The sequence below is a fragment of the Nocardiopsis coralli genome (assembly GCF_014892575.1).
Taxonomy (GTDB): domain Bacteria; phylum Actinomycetota; class Actinomycetes; order Streptosporangiales; family Streptosporangiaceae; genus Nocardiopsis; species Nocardiopsis coralli.
The window spans coordinates 164,933-188,681 of record NZ_JADBGI010000003.1; the positions used below are offsets into that span (position 1 = coordinate 164,933).

At 72.1% G+C, this 23,749-nt stretch carries 24 protein-coding genes; 9 read left to right on the forward strand and 15 right to left on the reverse strand.

Translation table 11 applies throughout. The annotated features are described in order from the left end of the window. Nucleotides 1-3: 3 nt before the first annotated feature. Nucleotides 4-1,290 (reverse strand): type 2 periplasmic-binding domain-containing protein, encoded by a 1,287-nt coding sequence (locus tag IDM40_RS04185; protein WP_193120555.1) that lies wholly within the window; start codon nt 1,288-1,290, stop codon nt 4-6. 359 nt (nt 1,291-1,649) lie between these two features. Here IDM40_RS04185 and IDM40_RS04190 point away from each other — a divergent pair, with 359 nt between their 5' ends. After that, complete coding sequence (locus tag IDM40_RS04190; protein ID WP_193120556.1) at nt 1,650-1,853, forward strand: cold-shock protein; 204 nt, start codon at nt 1,650-1,652, stop codon at nt 1,851-1,853. A 109-nt stretch (nt 1,854-1,962) separates the two neighbouring features. Continuing rightward, the gene (locus IDM40_RS04195) at nt 1,963-3,396 is read left to right on the forward strand and encodes a DEAD/DEAH box helicase (protein ID WP_193120557.1); all 1,434 of its coding nucleotides are present in this window, start codon (nt 1,963-1,965) and stop codon (nt 3,394-3,396) included. Nucleotides 3,397-3,406: 10 nt separating this feature from the next. Here IDM40_RS04195 and IDM40_RS04200 read toward each other — a convergent pair whose 3' ends face one another. Then, entirely contained in the window at nt 3,407-3,667 is a 261-nt protein-coding gene (locus IDM40_RS04200) for a MerR family transcriptional regulator (RefSeq protein WP_216630351.1), read from the reverse strand. Between the two features lie 681 nt (nt 3,668-4,348). Beyond that, nucleotides 4,349-5,236, reverse strand: a complete 888-nt coding sequence (locus tag IDM40_RS04205) for a LysR family transcriptional regulator (RefSeq protein WP_193120559.1) — start codon at nt 5,234-5,236, stop codon at nt 4,349-4,351. Nucleotides 5,237-5,354: 118 nt separating this feature from the next. Between IDM40_RS04205 and IDM40_RS04210 the strand changes: the two genes are divergently transcribed. After that, nucleotides 5,355-6,539, forward strand: coding sequence for an MFS transporter (locus tag IDM40_RS04210; RefSeq protein ID WP_193120560.1), 1,185 nt, complete (start codon nt 5,355-5,357; stop codon nt 6,537-6,539). Nucleotides 6,540-6,674: 135 nt separating this feature from the next. Further along, entirely contained in the window at nt 6,675-7,712 is a 1,038-nt protein-coding gene (locus IDM40_RS04215) for an NAD(P)-dependent alcohol dehydrogenase (protein ID WP_193120561.1), read from the forward strand. Between the two features lie 70 nt (nt 7,713-7,782). Here IDM40_RS04215 and IDM40_RS04220 read toward each other — a convergent pair whose 3' ends face one another. Continuing rightward, nucleotides 7,783-8,766: a helix-turn-helix transcriptional regulator gene (locus tag IDM40_RS04220; RefSeq protein ID WP_193120562.1), complete on the reverse strand. Its 984-nt coding sequence runs from the start codon at nt 8,764-8,766 to the stop codon at nt 7,783-7,785. Between the two features lie 157 nt (nt 8,767-8,923). On the opposite strand from IDM40_RS04220, the gene IDM40_RS04225 reads away from it, so the two are divergent. Together IDM40_RS04225 and IDM40_RS04230 are read left to right on the forward strand one after the other, a co-directional pair. Then, the gene (locus IDM40_RS04225; RefSeq protein WP_193120563.1) at nt 8,924-10,153 is read left to right on the forward strand and encodes an FAD-dependent monooxygenase; all 1,230 of its coding nucleotides are present in this window, start codon (nt 8,924-8,926) and stop codon (nt 10,151-10,153) included. Nucleotides 10,154-10,184: 31 nt separating this feature from the next. Further along, nucleotides 10,185-10,919 (forward strand): TetR/AcrR family transcriptional regulator, encoded by a 735-nt coding sequence (locus IDM40_RS04230; protein WP_193120564.1) that lies wholly within the window; start codon nt 10,185-10,187, stop codon nt 10,917-10,919. A gap of 6 nt (nt 10,920-10,925) precedes the next feature. On the opposite strand, the gene IDM40_RS04235 is transcribed toward IDM40_RS04230, so the two are convergent. Continuing rightward, a complete protein-coding gene (locus IDM40_RS04235) occupies nt 10,926-11,126 on the reverse strand; it encodes a hypothetical protein (protein ID WP_193120565.1) in 201 nt (66 codons plus the stop codon). 86 nt (nt 11,127-11,212) lie between these two features. Here IDM40_RS04235 and IDM40_RS04240 point away from each other — a divergent pair, with 86 nt between their 5' ends. Both IDM40_RS04240 and IDM40_RS04245 read left to right on the forward strand, forming a co-directional pair. Beyond that, complete coding sequence (locus IDM40_RS04240) at nt 11,213-12,037, forward strand: ABC transporter ATP-binding protein (protein WP_193120566.1); 825 nt, start codon at nt 11,213-11,215, stop codon at nt 12,035-12,037. Further along, a complete protein-coding gene (locus IDM40_RS04245; RefSeq protein WP_193120567.1) occupies nt 12,034-12,831 on the forward strand; it encodes an ABC transporter permease in 798 nt (265 codons plus the stop codon). The genes IDM40_RS04240 and IDM40_RS04245 overlap by 4 nt, the downstream gene beginning before the upstream one ends. Before the next feature lie 95 nt (nt 12,832-12,926). Here IDM40_RS04245 and IDM40_RS04250 read toward each other — a convergent pair whose 3' ends face one another. From IDM40_RS04250 to IDM40_RS04290, 9 genes are all read right to left on the reverse strand, one after another. Beyond that, complete coding sequence (locus tag IDM40_RS04250) at nt 12,927-14,306, reverse strand: MFS transporter (RefSeq protein ID WP_193120568.1); 1,380 nt, start codon at nt 14,304-14,306, stop codon at nt 12,927-12,929. Nucleotides 14,307-14,554: 248 nt separating this feature from the next. Continuing rightward, nucleotides 14,555-15,313, reverse strand: a complete 759-nt coding sequence (locus IDM40_RS04255) for a dienelactone hydrolase family protein (protein WP_193120569.1) — start codon at nt 15,311-15,313, stop codon at nt 14,555-14,557. After that, entirely contained in the window at nt 15,306-16,088 is a 783-nt protein-coding gene (locus IDM40_RS04260; protein WP_193120570.1) for an SDR family oxidoreductase, read from the reverse strand. The genes IDM40_RS04255 and IDM40_RS04260 overlap by 8 nt, the downstream gene beginning before the upstream one ends. A gap of 41 nt (nt 16,089-16,129) precedes the next feature. Beyond that, nucleotides 16,130-16,894 (reverse strand): SDR family oxidoreductase, encoded by a 765-nt coding sequence (locus IDM40_RS04265; RefSeq protein ID WP_193120571.1) that lies wholly within the window; start codon nt 16,892-16,894, stop codon nt 16,130-16,132. Beyond that, nucleotides 16,891-17,736 (reverse strand): alpha/beta fold hydrolase, encoded by an 846-nt coding sequence (locus IDM40_RS04270; protein WP_328806933.1) that lies wholly within the window; start codon nt 17,734-17,736, stop codon nt 16,891-16,893. The genes IDM40_RS04265 and IDM40_RS04270 overlap by 4 nt, the downstream gene beginning before the upstream one ends. Continuing rightward, a complete protein-coding gene (locus tag IDM40_RS04275) occupies nt 17,733-18,533 on the reverse strand; it encodes an aspartate dehydrogenase domain-containing protein (RefSeq protein ID WP_193120572.1) in 801 nt (266 codons plus the stop codon). The genes IDM40_RS04270 and IDM40_RS04275 overlap by 4 nt, the downstream gene beginning before the upstream one ends. Next, entirely contained in the window at nt 18,530-19,606 is a 1,077-nt protein-coding gene (locus IDM40_RS04280; protein WP_193120573.1) for an aromatic ring-hydroxylating oxygenase subunit alpha, read from the reverse strand. The genes IDM40_RS04275 and IDM40_RS04280 overlap by 4 nt, the downstream gene beginning before the upstream one ends. Continuing rightward, nucleotides 19,603-19,869, reverse strand: coding sequence for a recombinase-like helix-turn-helix domain-containing protein (locus tag IDM40_RS04285; protein WP_328806943.1), 267 nt, complete (start codon nt 19,867-19,869; stop codon nt 19,603-19,605). Before IDM40_RS04285 ends, IDM40_RS04280 begins: the two co-directional genes overlap by 4 nt. 51 nt (nt 19,870-19,920) lie before the next feature. Further along, nucleotides 19,921-20,856: a PDR/VanB family oxidoreductase gene (locus tag IDM40_RS04290; protein ID WP_193120575.1), complete on the reverse strand. Its 936-nt coding sequence runs from the start codon at nt 20,854-20,856 to the stop codon at nt 19,921-19,923. Nucleotides 20,857-21,100: 244 nt separating this feature from the next. Between IDM40_RS04290 and IDM40_RS04295 the strand changes: the two genes are divergently transcribed. Further along, entirely contained in the window at nt 21,101-21,646 is a 546-nt protein-coding gene (locus IDM40_RS04295) for a MarR family winged helix-turn-helix transcriptional regulator (RefSeq protein ID WP_193120576.1), read from the forward strand. Between the two features lie 537 nt (nt 21,647-22,183). Here the strand turns inward: IDM40_RS04295 and IDM40_RS04300 are convergent. Then, nucleotides 22,184-23,692, reverse strand: coding sequence for an aldehyde dehydrogenase (locus tag IDM40_RS04300; RefSeq protein ID WP_193120577.1), 1,509 nt, complete (start codon nt 23,690-23,692; stop codon nt 22,184-22,186). Nucleotides 23,693-23,749 lie beyond the last annotated feature (57 nt).

The window sequence follows — 23,749 nt, forward strand, 5'->3', positions numbered from 1 at the left end:
GGCCTACTCCGGACGATGGCGGTCGAGGACCTCGGCGACGAGGCGGTCGACGAAGGGATCGGTGTCCACCTGGGCTCCCTGCTGCTCGTACCAGTCGGGGAACTCGTCCTCGGCGACCTCGGCGTAACCCAGCTCGTCGACGACGATGCCGCGCCAGCGGTCCAGGGCTGCTTCGACCTCCTCGGTGAGGGCGGCGTCGACCCCGCTCTCGGCGCGGGCCTCCTCCCGCAGTTGTGCGTTGATCTCCTCGAGGGCCTCCCGGGCGTCGGGGGCGAGCTCGGCGACCTCTCCCCCGGTCCCGGGTTCCTGTTCGGCGGCCAGGGCCATGCCGCCCCAGATGGCCTGCTCGTACATCTCGCCGATGTAGACGTCGAGACGGTCGTACACCAGCTGCTGGGCGACCAGGGGAAGCTCCTCCCACTGGGCGAGACCGAACCCGACGCCGTAGTGGAGGCGGGCGAACCCGGTGTCGGCGTGCACGGTGTAGTTGGGCGCGAGCGGCACGAGCCCGAGGGAGACCGCGGCCCAGCGGGACTGCAGGACGCAGTCGAGGGTTCCGCGCTGCAGGCCCTGGTAGATCTCGGAGTAGGGCATGGACACCGGGGTCATGCCCAGCGCCTCGGCCTGGCGGGCGAAGGCACTGCCGCCCACACGGACCTGGGCCCCTCGGAGGTCGTCGAGGCCGGTGAGGGGACGGTTGCACAGCAGGCCGCTGCTGCTGGCGGGTGCCCAGGGAAGAAGGAGCTTATAACCCTCCTCCTCGGTCTCCGTCATGAACTCGGTGTCGTCCATGAGGACCTCGAGGTAACCGCCCGCGGCCTGGAGGCTGCCGGCGACCGGGTCCTGTTGCCCGAGGAACCCGGTGGCCGCCAGGGCCGCACCGTTGGCGGGGTAACGCGAGGGTTCGTAGACGGGGTAGACCATGTCGAGGTCCAGACGCCCGTCGGAGAGCGCGAGCGGGGCGTCGTCGGGGTCGGCGACGGCGTTGCCCCAGGCGATGTCGAGCGTGATGGTGCCGCCGGACCACTCGTGCAGGGCCTCGGCGTACTCGACGAGGTGGAGGGTGTTGAGGTCCCCCGGGCTGGAGGGGATCTGGGTGGTCAGGTGGATGGGGGCGACGTCCTCGAACGCGTCGATGTATTCGGCCTTGGACGCACCCGCCGGGACACCCGGGCCTCCCCCGCCGGGGATACCGTCGTCGGGGGGACGCTCGGCCAGGCAGCCGGTCACCGCCAGGAGGGAGGCCGCCGCCATGAGGGCGCCCGACCGTGTGCGGCGCGTGCTGTGCATGGCGTCCCCTCCGTCTCGTGCGAACGTGGGTCGACCCTGCGGCCCGCGCGGGGGCCGGTCAACGGAAGGTCCCGGTCTCCGGGACAAAAAAACCTCACGTGGCCACGACAGAAACCCCGAAGACGCACAGCCAGTATTTATCAGCCACAAAAATTGAAACCGCATACCCCTTTGACATGCAGTTTCACGGTGCTAGTGTTGCTGACAGTTGCAGTTGTGGTTTCCCAAGACTTCGGCGCACTCAGGGGCTTACCCCCGGGTGCGCTTCGTGCGATTCGGTATTTCCGGACGGGCAATCATTGCGGCAGCGCCGAGGACGCGAAGTGTGACCTCGGTTACCGCCCCGAAGGAGATGTATTTTGACGACTGGCACCGTGAAGTGGTTCAACTCGGAAAAGGGTTTCGGCTTCATCGAGCAGGAGGACGGCGGCGCTGACGTGTTCGCCCACTACTCGAACATCGCCGGCTCCGGTTTCCGTGAGCTGCTCGAAGGCCAGAAGGTGAGCTTCGACGTCACGCAGGGCCAGAAGGGCCTGCAGGCGGAGAACATCGTCGCCCAGTAGGGCAGACGACCCCACGCAGAGCTGTGGCCCGCGCCCCCGGGTGCGGGCCACAGTTTTTTGTGTGCCCACCATCTCCCATCTCCCCAGCCCGTTACGAGAAAGGCCGTACATGAACCGAACCACGTCCGACCGGAAGAACCGGAACCCCCGCTCGTCGACCGGACGACGCAACCGCGGACACAACGAGCGGCGCCCGCGCCCTGCGGCGCAGAGCTCGGAGTTCGCCCTCCCCGAAACCATCACCCCGCCTCTGCCGGCCGTCGACACCTTCGCCGACATGGACCTCGCAGGCGGGCTGAACGGCAAACTCGCCGAACTCGGGATGGAGTCCCCCTTCCCGATCCAGGCGGCGACGCTCCCCAACTCCCTCGCCGGACGCGACGTGCTGGGGCGCGGGCGTACCGGATCGGGCAAGACGCTGGCCTTCGGGCTGGCCGTGCTCTCCCGCCTGTCCGGCAGGACCGCCGCACCGCACCGGCCCCTGGCCGTGGTGCTGGTCCCCACCCGTGAACTCGCGCAGCAGGTCACCGGGGCGCTCACCCCCTACGCCCGCGCGGCGCGCCTGCGGATCTCCACGGTGGTCGGCGGGATGCCCATCGGCCGCCAGGCCGGGGCCCTTCGACGCGGCACCGAGGTCGTCGTCGCCACACCCGGCCGCCTCACCGACCTGCTCGAACGCGGCGACTGCCACCTGGACCAGGTCGAGATCTCCGTCCTCGACGAGGCCGACCAGATGACCGACATGGGGTTCATGCCGCAGGTGACCCACCTGCTCGACCGGACCCTCCCGCACGGACAGCGGATGCTGTTCTCCGCGACGCTGGACCGCAACGTCGACCGCCTGGTGCGGCGTTACCTCCATGACCCCGTGGTGCACTCGGTCGACCCCTCCGCCGGGGCCGTGACGACGATGGAACACCACGTCCTCCACATCGGTGAGGACGACAAGCGCGCGACCGCGACCAGGATCGCCGCCCGTGAGGACCGGGTCATCATGTTCCTCGACACCAAACGTGCGGTCGACAAGCTGGTCTCGCACCTGCTCGCCAACGGGGTTCCGGCCGGCGGACTGCACGGCGGGAAGTCCCAGGGGCAGCGCAACCGGACCCTGGAGCAGTTCAAGGACGGCCGGGTCACCACGCTGGTCGCCACCAACGTTGCCGCCCGGGGCATCGACATCGCCGACCTCGACCTCGTGGTCAACGTCGACCCGCCCCAGGACCACAAGGACTACCTGCACCGCGGCGGGCGCACCGCCCGCGCGGGGGCGACGGGCAGCGTGGTGAGCCTGATCCTGCCGCGCCAACGGCGTTCGATGTCACGCCTGCTGAGCACGGCGGGGATCGACGCGAACACCCAGAGCGTGCACTCCGAGGGGGCGGAGCTCGTCCAGGTGACCGGCGCGAGGACACCGTCCGGGGTCCCCGTCACGATCCCGGAACCCGTGGGTCGCCGGACCGGGGGTGCACGGAACGGCGGTGCCCGGAACGGACGGCGCCGACGCCCGGGCAACCGGGGGAACGCTCAGCGCAGGGCGGCCTGAACGCCGCCCGTTACGCGTCGTTCTCGGCCCGGATCTCGGCGTTGATGCGCTGGGCCTCCTCGAGCTGGTCCTCGAGGATGATGATCCGGCAGGCTGCGTCCAGGGACGTGCCGTCGTCGACCAGCTCTCGGACGCGGGCCGCGATGCGCAGCTGGTATCGGGAGTAACGGCGGTGCCCTCCCGATGACCGCAGGGGCGTGATGACCTCCGTGCGGTCCAGGCTCCTCAGGAACCCGGGCGTCGTGCCCAGCATCTCGGCAGCCCGTCCCATGCTGTAGGCCGGGTAGTCCTCGTCATCGAACTTGCTGTCGAGGTCTTGCGCTTCGGGGCTCTCTGGACTCACTGCATCCTCTACGGTTCGAGGCTCTCGACACGGAGATCCGGGGGACCCGCGGGGCGGACCGCCTCCCGTGTCACCCCGGCACCTCACATCTGCCGTGTCCCCAGAATACTCAACGGCCCTGGCGGACGCCGTCCCCTCCTGCTCGTGCGGGACAGGGGGCCGGACGGCCCGTGCGCTGTGCCGCGCCGTCCCGTCGTGGTGCTTCGGTGCGCGGCGCCCCCGGTGTGGACTTGGGGCGTCAGGCACGAGGGGTTCGGGAGGTCCCATGATCCGTGGGGCGAGGATGGCCGGCCGTTTCGCGGGCGAGGAGGCCCGGGACGACTGCGACTGACCGCCGCACGCCCGCAGGACACGCGCAGCGCGTGTGGGGCGGGTTCCGGGCCAGGCGTGACGAGGCGCAGAGCGCCACGCCTGCTCCGCACGCATGCGGGGCCAGTGAACAACTGACGCCCGGGGCCGAGGCCGGGTGTGCTCCGCACGCACATGGGCCCACGCCCCAGGCACGCGCGGGGCGCGGGACGGCTGCCGGCCACGCCGATCGGGGTACCGACGTGCTCCGCACGGCTGTGCTCAATGCACATCGCACGTGATGGTCCGGGTGCCTGGGGATCAGACCTGGTGCGGGTTCCAGGCGCGGCGGATCTCGGCGAGCACCGCCTCCACCTCGGGGCCCCGGTGGCGCCGCGGGTGGCTCAGGATCCGCACGTCGCAGGCGGGCAGATCCGGGCCGTCCAGGACCGCCAGGTCACCGGCGTCCCCCTCGCCCCCGACCGTGAGCGCGGGCAGCACCGTCCATCCCAGGCCGACCGCGACACAGCGCTTGATCGCCTCGACACTGCCGAACCGGGAACGCCGTCCGGCGGTCTCGTCCGTCGCGGCCAGGCGCAATACGACGTCGTCGCTGTAGCTGCACCCCTCCTCCACGAGCAGGGCGTCGCGCCGGGCCAGGTCCGCCCAGGTCGCGGCAGGTCCGGGGGATTCGGCGTTGTCGAGCACGACCAGGGGTTCGCGCCCGAGGTGTTCCTGGGCCAGGTCGGTCACGGGTTCCCGAGACTCCATGACCAGAGCGAGGTCGGCGGTCCCGCGCCGCACGGCCTCGAGCCCCGTGCGGACCCCGCCGGGGGTGATCCACACGCGCACCCCCGGCTCGGCCGCCTGCACCGCACGCACGATCCCCGGCAGGCGGTAGGTGCACAGCGACTCCGGCGCCGTCACCCGGACGGTCCCCGAGGGGCGGGACGCACCGCCGCGCAGGGAGCCGTGGAGGCGGTCCTCGGCGGCCAGCACCTGCTCGGCGTGCGGCACGAGGCGGGAACCGGCCTCGGTGGCCACCACACCGCTCGGCAACCGGTCGAGCAGACGGGTTCCGAGCTGCCGCTCGAGTTTCTGCACGTGGCCGGTGACCGTCGACTGCGTGAACCCGAGTTCGTCGGCGGCGCCGGTGAAGCTCTGCCGCTGCGCCACCGTGAGGAAGCTGCGCAGGAGTCCGGTGTCCATGGCGTTCCTATCGAGGTTCGTGATGACTTGTATCAGAGATCATCGTTGGACAGAATACCCCGCCCCGCGTGAGCCTGAAAGAGGCCGGAACACACAGTCGGGAACGGGGGTGCCGGACATGGCGCCGTGCAGGGAGGGCGTCCAGGGAACGGGGACGCCGGTGCAGGCCGCGCGCGGGATGCCGGTGCTGCTGACCGTCACGTTCCTGGCGTTCGCGAACTACGCCGCGCTGCTCTCCGTCGTGCCCCTGTGGGCTGCCGCGGGCGGGGCCGGCGGGATCGGCGTGGGCGCCACGACCGGGACCATGATGGCCGCCACCGTCGCGGCCGAGCTCGCGATGCCGTGGCTGTTCCGGGTCATGGACCTGCGCACCATGATGGCGCTGGGCGCACTGCTGCTCGGCGCCCCGACCCCGCTGTACGTGCTGTCCTCCGACCTCACCGCGGTCCTGCTGGTCACGGTGGTGCGCGGCACCGGTTTTGCGCTCCTGGTCACCTCGGGGGCCACGCTCGTCGCCGACCTGGCCCGCTCGGGGCGCCTGGCGCGGTCGGCGTCGCTGTACGGGGCGGCCGCGGCGCTGCCCAACCTCGGCGCGTTGGCCGGGGGTGTGTGGGCCGCGCAGGTGTGGGGGTTCGACGCGGTGTTCTGGATCGGAGGTGCGGCCTCGGTGGCGGCTGCCCTGCTGGCCCTGGCACTGCCTCGCGGCCACCGGGGCACGTTCTCGCTGGGCCGCCCCGGCGACCTGCGGGCGATCGCCGGCCCGGTCTCGCTGTTCCTGCTGACCGCGGGGGCCTTCGGCGCTCTGACCTCGTTCCTTCCGGTGGCCGGGCCCTCCGCCGGTGAGGCCGCCCTGGCCCTGTTCGCGGCGTCCGTCGCACTGGTGGCGGCCCGCCTGGGCGCGGGTTCGTTCGCCGACCGGCACGGTTTCGGACGGCTGCTGTTCTGGGCGGTGCTCGCGTGCGCGTCCGGGTTCGGGCTCCTCGCGCTCGCCCTGACCGGGCCGCCGTGGCTGCTCGTCGCCGGTGCGGCGCTGCTCGGCGGCGGGTTCGGCGCGGCGCAGAACGACTCCTTCGTCATGACCGTGCAGCGTCTGGGCACCGAGCGCGCCGGGACCGCCGGGACCCTGTGGAACATCGTCTACGACGGCGGCCTGGGCGTCGGCGCGGTCGCGTTGGGGCTGGTCGTGGGGCCCGCCGGGTACGCGGGTGCGTTCCTCGCCGCAGGCGCCGCCGTCGCCGCCGCCGGTACCGCGCTCGCCCTGGTGTCCCGCCCCGGGGCCGACCGTGCCGGGCTCGCGCACTGAGCCGGCGCCGCCGGTCCGCACCCGTTCCCCCGGGGGACACGAACGGTGAGCGGGGCCGCGCGACTCCCCTTGGCCGGGGTGTGACGGCCGTGTTCCTATGGTGACCGGGGTCACCCACGAACCCAGGGAGGCATGATGCGTGCCGTACGCGTGCACCAGTACGACAGCCCGCCCACGATCGACGAGGTCCCGGACCCGCGGGTCGAGGGGCCGCTGGACGTCCTGGTGGAGGTCAACGCGGCCGGGGTGTGCCGCACCGACCTGCACATCGTCGAGGGCCAGTGGGCCGACAAGAGCGGGGTCCGGCTCCCGTACACCATCGGGCACGAGAACGCCGGAACGGTCGTGGAGACCGGATCGGCGGTGACCAACGTGCGCGCCGGCGACCGGGTGATCCTGCACCCGCTGGTCACGTGCGGGCTCTGCCGGGCCTGCCGCGCCGGCGACGACGTGCACTGCGAGAACTCGGCCTTCCCCGGGATCGACACCGACGGCGGCATGGCCTCGTTCCTGCGCACCAACGCCCGTGCCTGCGTGGTGCTCGACGAGGGCCTCGTGCCGTCCGAGGTCGCGGCGATGGCGGACGCGGGCCTGACCGCCTACCACGCCGTGCGCAAGGCGGTCCCGCTCCTGCACCCGGGCGCGCACGTCGTGATCATCGGCGCCGGCGGGCTCGGCCACATCGGGATCCAGTGCATGCTCGCGATGAGCCCGGCCGACCTCACCGTGGTCGACCGGTCAGAGGAAGCGCTCGCGGTCGCCGCGGGGCTCGGTGCGCGCGACACGGTCCTGGCCGACGGCGACCATGTGGAACGGGTCCTCGACCTCACCGGCGGGCAGGGCGCCCACGTGGTACTCGACTTCGTCGGCGAGGGCGGCACCGAGCAGGAGGGCATCGCGATGACCCGCGACGCCGGGAGCTACTTCGTCATCGGCTACGGCGGAGCCCTCGGCGTGGCCACCATCGACGTGATCTCGCGGGAGATCAACGTGGTCGGCAACCTGGTCGGCACCTACAACGACCTGCAGGACCTCATGGCGCTGGCCGCACGCGGCAGGGTGCGCCAACGCACGCGCACGTACCCGTTCGACCGGGCGCTGGAGGCCCTGGAGGACCTGGAGCACGGGCGCCTGCCGGGCATGCGCGCGGTGCTCGAACCCGTCCCGCTCTGACCCCGGGCCGCGCCCGGTACGCCGCCGCGTTCACCCGGGTTCCGGTGCTGGCCCTGCTACGCGGCCGCGTTCACCCCGGTTCCCGCACCGAGCGCAGCAGCCGTTCGCCGAAGGCCCGCACCCGGTCGCGCAGTTCGGGGGGTTCGACGACCTCGAAGTCGAACCCCTCCGGGATCCAGCTCAGCCCGTAGAACAGCTGCTGCACGTGGTCGGCGCTGACCGGCCACAGCGTCGTGGTCGCCGACTCCTCCCAGGCCTCGTGCGCCCACGGACCGGCGGCCTCCCGCAGCTCGGCCAGCGGCGCGTGCACCCGCAGCAGGCCGACGTGGCTGCGGCCGAACGTCGTCGCCTCGGCGTAGGCGATCTCCTCGGCGCGTTCGGCCTCGGCCTCCTCCGGGGTGAAGCGGGACCCGGTCGCGGTGAAGGAGTCCATCCGGGCGACCCGGAACGCCGTCCACCCGTTGGGCCCTCCGGGTGCGTGCGCGACCAGGTACCACCCCTCGTCGGCGGAGACCAGACGGTGCGGCTCGACCAGGTAGCGGTTCCAGGTTCCGTCCGCGCCCGTGTAACCGAACCGCACCCGCTCGCCGTCGCTGCAGGCCAGGGCCAGGCGTGCCACGAGACCGGTGACGGGGGCGGAGGCTTCGCCCGGCCCGTGGGGCACGGTGTGGGACTGCAGGGCCAGGACCCGCCTGCGCAGGTGCGAGGGGATGACACGCTCCAGCTTGGCCAGCGCCGACACCGCGGTCTCACCGGTGTCCTCGACGCCGCCGACCGTGACCGCGCGAAGGCCGACGGCGAGCACCACCAGTTCGTCGTCGTCGAGCACCAGGGGCGGCAGGGTACTTCCGGGCTCGAGCGTGTACCCGCCCTCGGGCCCGCGTTCGGCGCTGACCCCGTAACCCAGCTCGCGGAGGCGGTCGACGTCGCGTCGCAGGGTCCGGGCGCTCACCCCGAGGCGGTCGGCGAGCTCACCGCCCGACCAGAACCGGCGCGCCTGCAACAGCGCCAGCAGCCGCAGCACCCGGGTGACCGTGTCCGTACCCGTGCTCATCGTGTGCCCCTCCCCGTCGCCGACAGGCATGCGTGCAGTCAAGGACGAACCGCCCCAGAGGAAAATTGTGACTCAAGCCATGCACTGACCAAATGATTATTTTGTTCAGTTTGTTCTACGGTGGGGGCACGACTTCCACACCGAAGGGACTCACGTGATGACGAACACGACACACACCCCGCGTGCTCTGGTGGTGGGGCTGGGGATCGCCGGTGCCGCTACCGCACTGCGGCTGCGCCAGGTGGGTTGGGAACCGGTTGTCGTCGAACGCGCCCCGGGACGCCGGCTGGGCGGCTATTTCGTCGGGGTCTTCGGAACCGGCCAAGCTTCTGCCAGTCGACTCGGGGTCATGGAGGACATCCCGGACCGGAGCCCGGCAGGTGCTTCGGCCTTCGAGGTCACCCGTGGAGGCAAGCGTTGGAAGGGCATGGGCTACAACGAACTTCCCGGCCACCCGCTCTCGGCCCTGCGGGGCGACATCGAGGCCGCTCTGTTCGACAACCTGCCCGAAGGTCTGGAGATCCGCTACAGCACGGTACCGACCTCCATCGACCAGAGCCACGGGCACCCGCGTGTGACGCTGCGCAATACTACGACCAACACCGAGACAGTGGAGGGGTTCGACCTGGTGGTGGGCGCCGACGGGCTGCGTTCGACGGTGCGGCGCCTCGTGTTCGGCCCCGATGCCAACCACATGCACTCGCTGGACTACATGATCGCGGTGTGCCTCATGGACGAGCCGGTACAGGGATTCGACCCCTCCCAGACGGTCATCCTTGCCGAGCCGGGCCGCTCGGCATGGGCGTTCTCCTTCAAGGACCGCAATCCCTCGGTGATGTTCTCCTGGGCCAGCAGCGACATCGATGCCGAGTTCACCCGAACCCCGATCGAGTCGGTGCGCCGCGCCTTCGGCCCGGAATCACCTGGACCGGTGTTGAGGCAACTGCAGGACCAGTTCGAACGGGCCGGGGACTTCCTGTTCGACTCGGTGCACCAGGTACGAATGAAGCAGTGGCACCACAACCGGGTCGCCCTCGTGGGGGACGCAGCCTGGTGCATGTCGCTTTACTCGGGCATGGGCGCCTCGATGGGCATGGCTGGGGCCGAGCTTCTGGGTACGATGCTCCAGCGCCATGGCAACGATGTGGACCACGCGCTTCATGCCTGGCAGAAGCAGTTGGGACCTTTCATCGAGAAGCAGCAGGAGGCTGCGGTGGAGGCGCGAACGTTCTTCACCCCTCAGACCCGTGCTCAGCAGATGCAGCGCGTGGCGATGCTGCGGCTGCAGAAGGCACCCGTGGTGGGGCCATTTTTGCAAAAACAAATGCAGAAAAACCCGGTTTTCGCGATGAAATCGTTCGATATTGCTGTCCCGCCAGCGGCCTGAGGGGCTGAGGCGCGTGGAGAGGAAACAGGCTATGGTGAGCCCGATACAGGCAAACGAACCGACCAAGGCCAGGCGGATCTTGGATGCCACCCGCGAGCTGGTGCTCGAGCACGGCATCCGCAAAGTCACCATTGCCGACATCGCTCGTCAGGCCGGAGTGGGCAAGGGCACCCTGTATCTGTACTGGTCCAACAAGGAAGAGCTCCTGCTCGGGCTCTTCGGGCGCGAGCTGATCGCCGAACTGGGCCGGGTGGCCAAGGCGCTCGACGCCGAGCCCGACTTGGTGCGTCCGCGCCGCCTGGCGCCGCTGATGATACGCACCGCCATCGACCGGCCACTGCCGCGCCATCTTCATGCCGGGGACGTGGACACGTTGCGACTCCTGGCCCACAACGGCGCCACCAGCGAGGTCTTCGCCCGGGCCGCCCCCAGCGCGTTGGCCGCTGCGGTGTTGGGCGTACTGCGCCGACACGGGTTGGTGCGTACCGATCGGCCTGAAGCCGATCAGGCCTTGGCCCTGCATGCGCTGCTCATCGGGTTTCTGGACACCCGAACCGACGCCCGGGCGGCGTTTGCCATCGCCAGCGATATCGACCCCGAAGAGGTGATGGCCGATGCGGTCGGGCTGCTGTTGGAACCCGCCCGGCCCGCCACCGAAGCCTCAGTTCACACGGCGGCTGCCGAAGTCCTCTCAACCTTCGACCAGGTCCGCGCCAACATCGCCGAACACCTGGCCTCGTTGGAGAACGCACCGGTCGACCCCTGAACAGATTCATGGTGGCGGATACGTCCACCAACCCGCCCCCGCGGGGGGGGGGAGGGAGGACCCGAACCCGGGCGCGGACGGGTTCGGGAGACGGTGGAAGGTGAGGCTCTCGTGGTCGGCGAGCTCACCGCCCGACCAGAACCGGCGCGCCTGCAGCAGTGCCAGCAGCCGCAGCACCCGGGTGACCGTGTCCGTGCCCGTGCTCATCGTGTGCCCCTCCCCCGTCGCCGGCGTTCATCATGCCGGTGGATGCGGACAGGATCCGACCTCTTCCTTCCTTAACGTTCCCCACCATGAACACACGAGCGATCGACGCGCGGGGGCTGGCCAGGACCTTCACCCCGCGCACCGGAGAGGTCAGGGCGGTGCGCGGCCTCGATCTGACCGTCGAGGACGGCGAACTCGTCGCGTTCCTCGGCCCCAACGGCGCGGGCAAGAGCACGAGCATGCGCCTGCTGACCACCCTGCTGGAACCCACCGGCGGCACGGCGACGGTCTGCGGGCACGACATCCGCACCGCGTCCGCGGCCGTGCGCCGCAGCATCGGCTACGTCGGGCAGGGCGCCAGCGCCGGGCACCACCAGCGGGTCCGGGACGAGCTGGTCGTCCAGGCGCGCTTCCACGGGGTACCCCGGCGGGAGGCGGCCGACCGGGCCGAACGCCTGCTGGCCGACTTCGCGCTGGAAGGCTGTGCCGGACGCACCGTCTCCACACTCAGCGGGGGCCAGCGGCGGCGGCTGGACGTGGCGATGGGGATGGTGCACGGGCCCCGGCTGCTGTTCCTCGACGAGCCGTCCACCGGCCTGGACCCGCAGAGCCGGGCCGACCTGTGGCAGCACGTGCTGAGGATGCGGCGTGAGCACGGCACCACGGTGTTCGCGTCCACGCACTACCTGGAGGAGGCCGACGTCTTCGCCGAGCGGGTCCTGGTCATGGACCACGGCCGGGTCATCGCCGACGACACCCCCGCCGGGCTCAAGGCGGGCCTCGCCGGGGAGAACGGCGGTTCCGGCCCGCCGCCGACCCTCGACGACGTCTTCCTCCACCTGACCGGGCGGTCGCTGCGGGAGAGCACCGTCGCCGCCCCCGAGCCCACGACCGAAGGGACCCTCCCGTGACGACGGCGACCGACCTCAGTACACCGGCGTCCCGCGGGGCCGACCGGTATCCGAACGGACCCCTGGCGGACGTGTGGCTGGTGTGCCTGCGCGAGCTCCGCCCGGTGCTGCGCGACCCGGCCTCGATCGTGTTCGGCCTGGTACAGCCGCTGGTCTTCGTGGCGCTGTTCGTGCCGCTGCTGGACGGCATGAGCGGGGGCGCGCTCGACCTCCAGTGGTTCGTGCCCGGGGTCCTGGTGATGGTGGCGCTGTTCTCGACGGCGGCGACCGGGTCCAACCTCCAGTTCGAGATGCACACGGGCGCGCACGAACGCACGCTGGTGGCCCCGGTCCGGCGGTGGGCCCTGGTCGTGGGGCGGGCGTTGAAGGAGATGGTGCCGCTGACCGTGCAGGCGTGTGTGCTGGTGGCGGTCTCGCTCCCGTTCGGGTTCGTGCCCCATCTGCTGGGTGCGGTGGCCGGCCTCGGCGTGCTGGCGGTCTTCGGCGTCGGGTTCGGGGCGTTGAGTTACGCGCTGGCCTTGGCGGTACGTGAGCAGGACTGGCTGTTCTGGACGATCCAGCAGGCGGTGGTCTTCCCGCTGATGATCCTGTCCGGGATGCTGCTCCCCCTGGACGAGGGGCCCGGGTGGATGCAGGCCCTGGGTGCGGCCAACCCGCTCAGCCACGTGGTCGACGCGCAGCGCGCCCTGTTCTCCGGGGTCTTCGACGGCGACGCGGTGCGCGGGCTGCTGGCCGCGTCGGCGGTGGCCGTGGTGGGTCTGGCGGTGGCGGTGCGGGCGATGCGCCGGGGGTGACGGGCCCTCGAACCCGCCCGAACCCCTCCGACGTTGAACGGGGCCGGCCGCGGCACCATCGGCGCGGCCGGCCCCGGGTCGGGGGTGCACCCCGGTCAGGGGGACAGCTCCTCCAGGGACCGGTTGTTGGTCTCGACGGCGAACACGGCGGCCGCTGCGCCGGTCAGACCGACGATGCCGAGCACGGCGAAGACGGTGCCCATGCTCGCGCCGGCGCCGACGAGGCCGCCGACCACGAGCGGGCCGATGATGACACCGATCCGGTTCCAGGCCCCGCCGAGCGCGGTGCCCATGGCGCGGTTGCGGGTGGGGAACAGCTCGGGGGTGTACAGGTACAGGCTCATGTTGCACAGGAACACGAACATCGTCGCGAGCGTGGCCAGCACCATCACCTGGCCGGTGGTCCCGGCGCCCAGCCACCCGAGCAGGAGCAGGGTGCTGCCGCTGAGCAGCAGCCCACCGCCCAGGCAGAGCTTGCGTCCGATCCGGTCGATGAGCAGGGCCGCGCCCAGGCATCCGACGAAACCGGCGACGTTGCTCAGCAGGCTCAGCTGCAGCGAGCGGTCCAGCGGGATGCCGTACACGGACGTGTAGATGGTGGGCAACCACGAAGTCAGTGCGTAGTTGATGAAGTACCCGGTGAACCACAGGATCGAGATGACGATGGTCCTGCGCAGGTAGATGCCGGTGACGAGCTCGCGCGGGGAGGGCCGCGCGGTCGCGTTCACGCTCACCTGGAGCGGTTGCGGTTCGGGGAGTTCCTCACCCTTGCGGGCCTTGCGGACCTCGGCCTCGATGCGGGTCATCTGCCTGTCGGCCTCGTCGGAGCGCCCGCGTGAGGCCAGCCAGCGGGGCGATTCGGGCACGTGCCGCAGGATGAACGGGATGAGCACCAGCGGCAGGGCGCCGATGACGAAGAGCCAGCGCCAGCCCATGTGCGGCACGACCCACGCGGAGACCACCGCGGCGGCCATGAGGCCCGCGGGGAAGACGAGCTCGTACAGCAGCACGAACCGCCCGCGCTTGTGGCTCTTGGCGATCTCCCCGATGTAGGTGGCCGCGATGGGCACCTCACCGCCGATGCCGAGCCCCTGGATGAACCGGAGCGCGATGAAGACCTCCGGGCCGGGCGCGACGGCCAGGGCGAGGCTGGCCGTGGCGGTGATGAACACACACAGGCAGACCATGCGCACCCGGCCGATGCGGTCCGAGAGCCACCCGGAGACCAGGGCGCCGGCGAGCATGCCGACCGACCCTCCGGTGATGAGCATGGTGGTCTGCCCGGGGGTGAGCGCCCACTCCTCGGTCAGGACCGGGAGTGTGTAGGCCACGAGCATCTGGTCGAAACCCTCGAAGAAGGTGACGATGCCGATGAGGATGCGCACCTTGAGGTGCCAGAGGCTGGTGGGGAGCCGTTCGAGGCGGGAGGCGATGCCTTCGGCCGAGGACCGGTCGGGTGGTGCTGGTGCTGCCATGGGTGGGTGTGCCCTTCGGGGTGCTGCCGACCGCGCGGGGGTGGGGCTCGTCGCGGTTCCGGGGGTACGGGTTCCCCGGACCGGGGGAAGGGCGTCGGAGCGGGAGCGGGTCGGCGTTCGTGCGGCTGTCGGGAAGGAACGGGGCTGCGGGGCGGGGCAGGGGTTCGGGGGTCGCGGTCGTGGTGCGGGCGCAGGGTGACGGAGGCTGCGGGGGTTCGGAACGTCGCGCGGGCTCGGCCGGGCTCGGGTCAGCCGGGCAGGAACTCCATGGACGAGGGCGGGGCCCCGGCGACCTGCGCCTCGGTGAAGGCCTCCGCCAGCGACCAGGCGCGGCGTTCGGCCTCGGGGTCGTGGCGCTCGCGGCCCAGGCGGTAGAACCCGTGCGCGACGGGGCCGACCGACTCGGTCTGTGCCAACGGAACCCCGGTCACCGCCTCGTCCAGCGCCGGATCGCCGTCGGGGGCGATGCCGAGCCAAGGGGTCAGGCGCTGCGCGACCAGCTCCGACAGCCGCGGGAGCCCTGGCCAGGGGGCCTGCTCGACACCGCCCGGGGAGACGGCGACGGCGGCGCCCAGAGCGTGCCGGCCCGCGGCCCAGGTGGCCAGGTATCCGCCCATGCTGAACCCGGTGGCGGTGCAGCGCGCGGCGTCGAGGCCGCAGCGGCGCACGAGGTGGTCGACGGCGCCGTCGATGTCGGCACCCAGGTCGTCGGGGGCCAGGCTCTCCATCGCGGCGCGGGCGGTGGAGAGCTGTTCGGGGCGGAAGTCGCGGCCGCCGTACTCGTAGTACAGGTACGGGGCCACGGCCAGCCACCCCTCGGCGGCCAGGCGCCGGCAGTACTCCTCGACGTAGTCGCTGACCCCGAACACGTCGTGCAGGACGATCGCGCCGCCGCGCGGGGGACCGTCCGGTTCGCGCACGAACAGCGGTGCCGCAGTCTTGAGGACACGGCGGCCGCGGTTGGCGGGGCCGTGTGCGTGGGTGTGGCTGTGCTCGTGCTCAGACATAGCGGGCGATCCCTCCCCCGACGTCGACGGTGGCGCCGGTGACGTAGGAGGCGCGCGGGGACAGCAGGGACACCACGGGGTGGGCGACCTCCTCGGCGGTGCCCAGGCGGCCCAGCGGGATGCCGCGGTCGGCGGCCAGGTCCGCGCACCAGTCCTCGTAACTGAGTTCCGTGCCGGAGTCCTCGTACCGGCGGCGCCACTGCCCGGTGTCGACCAGGCCCAGCGCCACGGAGTTCACGCGCACGCCGCGCGGCCCGTAGTCGGTGGCCATGGTGCGGGTGAGGTTGAGCAGGGCGGCGCGGGCGGCGGAGGTGGCGGCGAGGCGGCTCTCCGGTTGGCGGGCCAGGATCGCGTTGACGACCACGATCGAGGCGCCGGTCGAGAGTTCCAGCCACTCGAGGGCGGGCCGGACGGTGTTGAGCACGCCGAACAGCTTGAGGTCGAACTCCTCGCGGAGCTGGTCGTCGCCGGTCTCGTCGAGGGCTGCCATGAGCGAGCGCCCGGCGTTGGCCACGACCCCGTCGAGGCGGCCGAAGGCGCGGGCGGCGCCGTCGGTGAAGGCACGCATCTGCTCGGCGTCGCGCACGTCGGCGGAGGCCAGGAACATGCGCTCCTCCGGCGCCGCGTCGGCGAGGCGTTCGCGCAGGCGCTCGGGGTCGCGGGCACAGGCGGCCACCGATGCGCCCTCGGCCAGGAGGGCGCGGGCGGTGGCCAGCCCCACCCCGGAGCTGGCGCCGGTGACGAGGTAACCCCGGCCGGCCAGGTGCAGGTCCACGGTCGTTCGTTCCTTTCTCGCTGCTGGTACTGGGTACCCGCTCAGTTCATGACGAAGCCGCCGTCGACGGCGAGGGTCTGGCCGGTGACGTAGGAGGCCGCGCCGGAGAGCAGGAACACCACCGCACCGCTGACGTCCTCGGGTGTCTGGTCGCGTTCGAGGGCGCGGTGCGTGCGGTAGAGCTCGTAACGCTCCTCGGGGACCCCCTGGGTGGCCTCGACCTCGGTGAGGCCGGGGGCGACGGCGTTGACGGTGATGCCGTGGCGTCCGGCGTCGCGGGCCATGGCGCGGGTCAGGGCGATGACCGCGCCCTTGGAGGCGACGTAGTGGGCCAGGCGCGGCGACCCGTACAGAGCGGCGTCGGAGGCGAGGTTGACCACGGCGCCCCTCCCCTCCTCGGCCAGGAGCGGGTAGAGCGCCCGGGTGACCAGCCAGGTGCCGCGCAGGTTGACGTCCATGAGGCCGTCCCACTCCTCGACGCCGATCTCGTCGAAGTAGCGGCCGCCCACCCCGTCGGCGCGGGCGGCGTTGTTGACCAGGCCGCGCAGGGGGCCGTGTTCGGCGCGCAGGGCCCGGACCCGCTCGGCGAGGGCTGCCGCGGAGTCCGGGTCGGACACGTCGGTGTCGACGCGCGTGACCGAGGCGCCCTGTTCCTTCAGGTGGCGCACACCTTCCGCGGCACGCGCCGGGTCGGCCTCGGCCACGACGACGTGCGCGCCCGTGGCGGCGACGGCCCCGGCGATGGTCCGGCCCAGGCCGCGCCCGGACCCGGTCACCACGACCACGCCGTGCTCTGTTCCGGTCATGGTGTGCCTCCCGTGGGATGGTCGTCTGCCAGGAAACGGGTGACCTCGGCGTCGAAGGCGTCGGGGCGTTCCTGGTTGGCGGCGTGCCCGGCGCCGGCCAGTTCGGTGTAGCGGGCCCCGGGCACGTGTTCGGCCAGGACCTTCGACTCGGCCGGCCCGGTGACGGTGTCCTCGGCGCCCACGAGCACGAGCGTGCGCGCGCGGACCCGCGCTAGGTCGTGCTCGGTGTGCCGGGTGGTGGCCATCGCCTCGGCCGCAGCGGCGTAGCCGTCCGGGCGGAGCGAGGAGGCCATGCGCTCGGTGATCTCGGCGTGCAGGGCGGGGTCGGCCCCGGGGGCGAGCAGGCGCCCGGCCCGGTCGGCGGCGAACGCGGCGGCCCCGTCCCGGCGCAGGGAGGCCGCGCGGCCGCGCATCGCCTCCGCCTTGCCGGGCACACCCGAACCCCGGGTGGAGCCGGCCAGGATCAGCGAACGCACCCGGCCCGGGGCGGTCAGGGCCATGCGCGTGGCGGTGACCCCGCCCCACGAGACCCCGAGCACGTGCGCGGAGCCCGCACCCAGGTGGTCGAGCACGGCGACCGCCTCGGCCGTGAACGTGTCGGTTCCGGGATCGCCGTGCAGGTCGCGGGAGCCCCCATAACCCGGCGCGTCCCAGGCGACCACCCGGTGGGGACCGGCCAGTGAACGCAACTGTGGCAGGAAGGACCGTGCGTCCCCGCCGATGCCGTGCAGGCACAGGAGGGTCCCGCCGGGCGCGTCCTCCGGCCCGGCGGCGAGCAGGCGCACACCGCCGGCGTCGAGCACGTGCACACCCTCGGGCAGGGCGGCGGGGGCGGCGCTCACACGAACACCCCCGTCGCTCCGGTGCGGCCGGCGACGGCGCGCAGGACGGCGTGCGGCACGACCCCGCTGGTCGTGGGCGTCAGCTCCGAGGGGTGGTTGCGGATCTCGAAGCGGTACTCCCCCGCGGCGCCGCGCGCGGTGATCACGTGCGAGGTCAGACCGGCTTCCGGGTCGGCGACCACCGCGGCGCTCACCACGTCCCAGTCGCCGGCAGCGAGCGCCACGGACGCCGCCACGTTCGCCGACTTCGGGAACGACGACGCGACCTTCCGGGCCGGGCCGTTCATGAGCTCGCGGCGCTGCTCTGTGGTGCGCAGCTCGGCCGCCTCGTCCTCGCCCATCCAGTCCTGGACCAGGGAGGACGCGCGCTTGGTCGTCTCGATGTGCACGTGCTCCAGGGGCCCCATCGCTGCGGCCGCGCGCAGCAGGTCGAGGCCGCCGACCGCGCCGGTGCACAGCAGCAGCCTTCCGGGGCCGCCGTCGAGGGAGTCCCACAGGCCCGGATCGGTGAGCGCTCCGACCGAGGCCACCAGCAGGTCGCGCCCGCGTGCGACCACCTTCGGGCCCAGCACGGCCAGGGCGCGCTGGCCGGCGCACTCCACGACGAGCTCGGCCCGCTCGATCGCCTCGTCGGCGCCGAGCACGGGCAGTCCGGGCGGGTCCTCCGGGTCGGCGTGCACCACACCGACCAGCCGGGCCCCGGGCACCTCACCCGCGTGCAGGGCCCGGGCCACGACACCGCCGATCGCACCCGCGCCGAGCACGGCGACGGGAACCGGATCGGGAGCGGCGCTCATACGCTCACCCGTCCCGGGGCCTTGCGTCCGCGCCCCTTCTCGGCCGGGCGCGTGCGCTCGGCGGCCTCCGCGATCTGGCGCTCGGCCTCGCCGCGCAGCATGCGGCGCAGCCGGACCAGCGCGAGGTCATGCTGGTACAGGCCCTCACCCTGGTGGGCGTCCTCGGGCATGTCCTCGAGCATCACGCGGTCCTGCTCCAGCACCTGCCAGTGGCGGGCCTCCAGGCGGGTCCGGTACAGGAACCGCCACGTGTCACGCTCCCACCCCGACACCTTGCGGCAGCGCCAGAAGAACGCCGCGTGCCGGTCGGCGGAGATGGGCGTGACGGTGCAGGCGATCGTGAACGGCCCGCCCGGGCCCGCGGTGGGCGGGTACGGGATCTCCAGGCCGACCCACGGGAACCCGGTGTCGACCCACTCCGACCAGTCGAAGTTGACGCCCTTCTGGTCGGTCTTCTCGAACAGGAACCCGCGGTCGGTCTCGCGCACCTGGAAGGCGGCCTCGCGCTTGCCCTCCGCCATGCTGTGCGAGGCCCGGTGCAGGAACGCGCCGTGCATCGGGTCCATGAGGTTGTCGAGCGAGTACGCGTAGGGGGCGTCCCACTCGACGTAACAGAGGAAGGACTCCCACTCCTCGCCGGTGATGGGCTCCGGCGTGGTCAGCGGTGCGGGCTCGGCCTCGGGGTCCGCCCCGAACCAGGCCACGATCGCGCCGCCGAACTCCTCCGCGGGGTAGGTGCGCAGGGCACGTCGGCCCTCGAGCGCGCACCCGGGGCTGCCGGGCACGGACACGACCACACCCTCGGGGTCGACCTGGACACCGTGGTAGTTGCAGGCCACACGGTCACCCATGTGCACGCCCTGGCTCAGGGGCGCGGAACGGTGGGGGCAGCGGTCGTCCTGCACGTGGATGCGGCCGTCGCCGTCGCGCCACAGCAGCAGGCGCTCGCCGGCGCGGTCGAGGCGCACCAGCTCGCCCGGGCTGACCTGCGAGGAGGGGCACAGGGCGTACCAGCGGTCGCGGACGCCGACCCGGAGGAGCTCGTCGGCGGTCATCGTCTCCGGCCGGATCATCGCGGGCCGTCCTCTCCGAGCGCGCCCAGGCGCGCCATCTCCGTGGTGAAGGTGTCCTCGGTCCAGTCGCCCCCGTGTGCGGGGCGCACGCCGGTCTCGTTGAGCGCGGCCACGACCCCGGGCAGGTCGTGGGTGCCGCGCCCGAAGACGCGCTCCAGCTCGTCGGAGAGGGCGTTCTCGTAGCTGGTGGGGGCACGGCCGGCGCTCTGCAGCGCCCCCGTCCTCGGCTCGCTCATGGCGGCCGCCTCCTCGTTCTCTCTCAGGTGGGGATCCGGGTCCGGCCGGTGCGGGCCGGCCGGTGGTTCGGTTCGGGGTCAGAGGTCCAGGACGAGCTCGCCGCCGCTGCTGCGCGAGACGCACACGAGCATGCGGTCGGCGCGTTCGCCGTCGGACAGAAGGAAGTCGCGGTGGTCGACCTCGCCGGAGACCACACGGGTCTCGCAGGTGCCGCAGATGCCCTCCTGGCAGGAGCTGGGCACGTCGAGGCCCGCGTCGCCGAGCGCCTCCAGCACCGACTCGTCGGGGCCGACGTCGACGCGGGTCCCGCTGCGGTCACAGATGACGGCGAAACCCTCGGCGGGGGTGCTGCTCGCCGGGGCCTCGGGGGCGCGGAAGCGTTCGACGCGCACCCGGTCGGGGTCGGCGGCACCGTCCTGGACGGCGTCGATGAGGGGCGCGGGGCCGCAGCAGTAGACCAGGCCGTCGGTGCCGAAGCCCTTGAGCACGCCGGGGATGTCGGGCAGCTGCCCCTCCTCGTCGTCGGCGTGCACGGTGAGCCGGTCGCCGAGCAGTTCCGCGAGATCGTCGAGGAAGGCCATGGACGCGCGCGAGCGGCCGCAGTACAGGAGCCGGACGTCGGCGCCGGTGCGGTCGAGCTCGGCGGCCATGGCACGGATCGGGGTGATGCCGATGCCGCCGGCGACGAGCAGGTACTCGGGCGCCGGTTCCAGGGCGAAGTTGCTGCGCGGACCGGAGACCTCGAACCGGGTGCCGACGGGGAGACCGCGGTGCACGTGGCTGCTGCCGCCGCGGGAGGACGGTTCGTCCAGAACCGCGACGCTGTACGTGTGGCGGTCGCGGGGGTCGCCGCAGAGGGAGTACTCGCGGTCGAGCCCGTTGGGCAGGTGCAGGAGCAGGTGGTCCCCGGGGCTCCACTCGGGGAGCTCCGCCCCGGCGGGGTCGGTCAGGTCGAGCTGAACGACCCCCTCGGCCCGCCACGTGGACCGGTGGAGCCGGAGAGTGCGGGTCATGTCGTCCACCCACCTTTATCTTTTCGCTAAGATTCTTTGCTCTAGCTTTTTAACAGCGTGAGAGGCATCGCACAAGGGGTCGGCCCCCAAATCTGCGAACTGGCCTAAGATGAGCGGGCGAAGCTGCCTGTGACGCCGGGGCATGACCCGGAAGGAAGCGCACAGGGAACCGCAAACCCCCCAGGATTGGTTCAGCGCTCATATACCTGACCGGCCGGGACACCCCAGAGAGGATCACGTCACGATGAGCAGACGCTCGTTCACCCAGCCCGACGCCGTGGAGCTGGTGCAGCGGCAGTGGCGCCGCGAACGGCCGGACATGGACACCTCCGCCATGGACGTCTTCGGACGCCTGCACCGGTGCTTCGTGCAGTACCAGAGCGAGATCTCGTCGATCTTCGAGGCGCACGGGATCAACACCTCCTCCTTCGACGTGCTCGCGGCGCTGCGGCGCAGCGGCGAACCGTTCCAGCTCACCGCCGGGGAACTGGCCACGACCACCCTCGTGACCTCCGGCGGGATCACCCTGCGCATCGACAAGTGCGTCAAGGCGGGGCTCGTCGAACGGATCCGCGACACCGAGGACCGGCGTGTGGTCTACGCGCGGCTGACCGACGAGGGCCTCGCGCTGGTGGACGAGGTCAGCTCGGTGCACTTCGAGAACGAGAAGGACATGCTCGGCGGTCTGACGTCGGGCGAGCGGAAGCAGCTCGGGAAGCTGTTGCACCTGTTGGAGCGGTCGTTGGACCAGCACACGACGGCGTCGAGGGTGGCGGCGGAGGATTCCTGAGGGTCCGAGGGCGGTGGTTCACGCAGGTGGGCCCGGGCCTCGGACACCGCACCGGCTCTACGGGTTCGTCGGTCCAGGTCCCCTACGCGCACGGCGGCAGTCCCCCACCGGAGACCAGGTACAACGCCTGTGCTCTGTCTTGGGGGACCGCCGCCGTGCGTTCCTTGGGCGCAGGCCTTCTTGAAGTGGCGCCGGCGCGCATGGGTGCCAAGCCCATCCCACGTGTGTTTTCGGGTTGCCGAGCCCGATCCACCTGACGCGTGAGGGGCCAGGCCCGAGCCAGGTGGGCCCGGGTTCCCGAGCCCGATCCACCTGACGCGTGAGGTGCCGAGCCCGGCCCAGGTGGGCCCGGGATGCCAAACCTGACCCACACGACGCGTGGGGCGCCGACCCCAGGTCACATGTGTTTTCGGTTGCCGAACCAGAACCACGCGGGTACGGGGCGCCGGCCCGGGTTCCGGCCACGGGCGCTCCACGCACGGATGGGGCCGGGCCCAGCGGGTAGGTGCCGGGCCCGGGCTCCCGCGCGGGTGCGCGTCAGGTGAGGGCGTCGCCGGCCCAGGGCAGCGGGTTCTCGTCCAGCCCCAGGTAGACCGACTTCTGGCGGGTGTAAGCCAGCAGACCCGAGCGGCCCTTCTCCCGGCCGAGACCGCTCAGCTTCGTCCCGCCGAACGGCGTCGAGACGCTCAGCTGCTTGTAGGTGTTCACCCAGACCGTTCCGGCGTGGATACGGCGCGCGACCCGCCACGCACGCCGGTAGTCCGCGGTCCACAGCCCGCACGCGAGCCCGTAGACGCTGTCGTTGGCCTGCTCCACCAGGTCCTTCTCCGACCCGAACGGGAGCACCACGGCGACGGGGCCGAAGATCTCCTCCTGGCAGATCCGGGCGCTGTTGGCCACCCCGTCGATCACGGTCGGCGGGTAGTAGGCGCCCTGGGCGAGCGGACCCTCGGCCGGCACCGCTCCCCCGGTCCGCACCCGCGCGCCCTCGGCGACCGCGGCGTCGACCATGGACGCCACGTGGTCGCGGTGGGCGAAGCTCACCATCGGGGCGACCTGGGTGGCGGGGTCCGACCCGGGGCCGATGCGCAGCCGCTCGGCCGCCGCGCACAGGCGCTCCACGAACGTGTCGTGGATGCTCTCGTGCACGAACACACGGGACCCGGCCACGCAGCTCTGCCCCGACGAGGAGAAGACCCCGTACAGCACCCCCGCGAGCGCCTGTTCGATGTCGGCGTCCTCGAAGACGACCGTGGGCGACTTGCCGCCGAGCTCCATCGAGACCGGCATGACCTTCTGCGCGGCGACCTCACCGATGCGCTGCCCGGTCGTGGTGCCCCCGGTCAGGGCGACCTTGCCGACGAGGGGGTGCCGCACCAGGGCGTCGCCGACCACCGATCCGCTCCCGGGCACCACCGAGACCAGTTCCGGCGGCACCCCGGCGTCGTTCACGGCCCGGGCGAGCTCGAGCGCGGTCAGGGGCGCGACCTCGGCGGGTTTGAGCACCACGGCGTTGCCCGCGGCCAGGGCGGGCGCCACCTTCTGCGCGTCACTGGCGATCGGCGAGTTCCAGGGCGTGATCGCACCGACGACGCCGATCGGTTCGTGCACGCTCATCGACAGGTACGGCCCGCGCGCGGGGGTGAGCAGGCCTTCTTCGGTCTCCAGCACCGCGGCGAAGTAACGGAAGGTCCCGGCGGCGCTGGCCACCAGGGCGCGGCTCTCGCCGAGGGTCTTGCCGGTGTCGGAGCTCTGGAGCGCGGCGATGGTCTCGGCGCGCTCCTCCAGCAGGTCGGCGACGCGGGACAGGTGGCGTGCGCGCTGGTGCGGGAGCAGGTCCCGCCACCCGGGGTCCTCGACGCGTTCGAGCCCGGCGCGCACCGACCGGTCGACCTGCTCGACCGACGCGGAGTGGAACTCGGCCACCGTGCTGCCGTCCGAGGGGTCGACCGACCGGATGAGCCGGCCCTCGCCCCGCTCCCATCCGCCGGCCACGGGGATGAGGCCGTCCTCGCCCGCCCGACCTTTCGGGGTGATGTCGTTCATGCCCGTACCTCCAGGGGATCGTGGAGCCACCGACTTTATCTTAGAACCAAGATATTA

Bases quoted from the DNA above. Each gene is read 5' to 3' on its own strand.
- IDM40_RS04220 (WP_193120562.1), bottom strand. From the start codon at position 8,766: ATGAGCACGGGTACGGACACGGTCACCCGGGTGCTGCGGCTGCTGGCG.
- IDM40_RS04240 (WP_193120566.1), top strand. From the start codon at position 11,213: ATGAACACACGAGCGATCGACGCGCGGGGGCTGGCCAGGACCTTCACC.
- IDM40_RS04230 (WP_193120564.1), top strand. From the start codon at position 10,185: ATGGTGAGCCCGATACAGGCAAACGAACCGACCAAGGCCAGGCGGATC.
- IDM40_RS04250 (WP_193120568.1), bottom strand. From the start codon at position 14,306: ATGGCAGCACCAGCACCACCCGACCGGTCCTCGGCCGAAGGCATCGCC.
- IDM40_RS04195 (WP_193120557.1), top strand. From the start codon at position 1,963: ATGAACCGAACCACGTCCGACCGGAAGAACCGGAACCCCCGCTCGTCG.
- IDM40_RS04290 (WP_193120575.1), bottom strand. From the start codon at position 20,856: ATGACCCGCACTCTCCGGCTCCACCGGTCCACGTGGCGGGCCGAGGGG.
- IDM40_RS04185 (WP_193120555.1), bottom strand. From the start codon at position 1,290: ATGCACAGCACGCGCCGCACACGGTCGGGCGCCCTCATGGCGGCGGCC.
- IDM40_RS04200 (WP_216630351.1), bottom strand. From the start codon at position 3,667: ATGGGACGGGCTGCCGAGATGCTGGGCACGACGCCCGGGTTCCTGAGG.
- IDM40_RS04210 (WP_193120560.1), top strand. From the start codon at position 5,355: ATGGCGCCGTGCAGGGAGGGCGTCCAGGGAACGGGGACGCCGGTGCAG.
- IDM40_RS04275 (WP_193120572.1), bottom strand. From the start codon at position 18,533: ATGAGCGCCGCTCCCGATCCGGTTCCCGTCGCCGTGCTCGGCGCGGGT.
- IDM40_RS04300 (WP_193120577.1), bottom strand. From the start codon at position 23,692: ATGAACGACATCACCCCGAAAGGTCGGGCGGGCGAGGACGGCCTCATC.
- IDM40_RS04225 (WP_193120563.1), top strand. From the start codon at position 8,924: ATGACGAACACGACACACACCCCGCGTGCTCTGGTGGTGGGGCTGGGG.
- IDM40_RS04205 (WP_193120559.1), bottom strand. From the start codon at position 5,236: ATGGACACCGGACTCCTGCGCAGCTTCCTCACGGTGGCGCAGCGGCAG.
- IDM40_RS04295 (WP_193120576.1), top strand. From the start codon at position 21,101: ATGAGCAGACGCTCGTTCACCCAGCCCGACGCCGTGGAGCTGGTGCAG.
- IDM40_RS04265 (WP_193120571.1), bottom strand. From the start codon at position 16,894: ATGACCGGAACAGAGCACGGCGTGGTCGTGGTGACCGGGTCCGGGCGC.
- IDM40_RS04235 (WP_193120565.1), bottom strand. From the start codon at position 11,126: ATGAGCACGGGCACGGACACGGTCACCCGGGTGCTGCGGCTGCTGGCA.
- IDM40_RS04280 (WP_193120573.1), bottom strand. From the start codon at position 19,606: ATGATCCGGCCGGAGACGATGACCGCCGACGAGCTCCTCCGGGTCGGC.
- IDM40_RS04215 (WP_193120561.1), top strand. From the start codon at position 6,675: ATGCGTGCCGTACGCGTGCACCAGTACGACAGCCCGCCCACGATCGAC.
- IDM40_RS04255 (WP_193120569.1), bottom strand. From the start codon at position 15,313: ATGTCTGAGCACGAGCACAGCCACACCCACGCACACGGCCCCGCCAAC.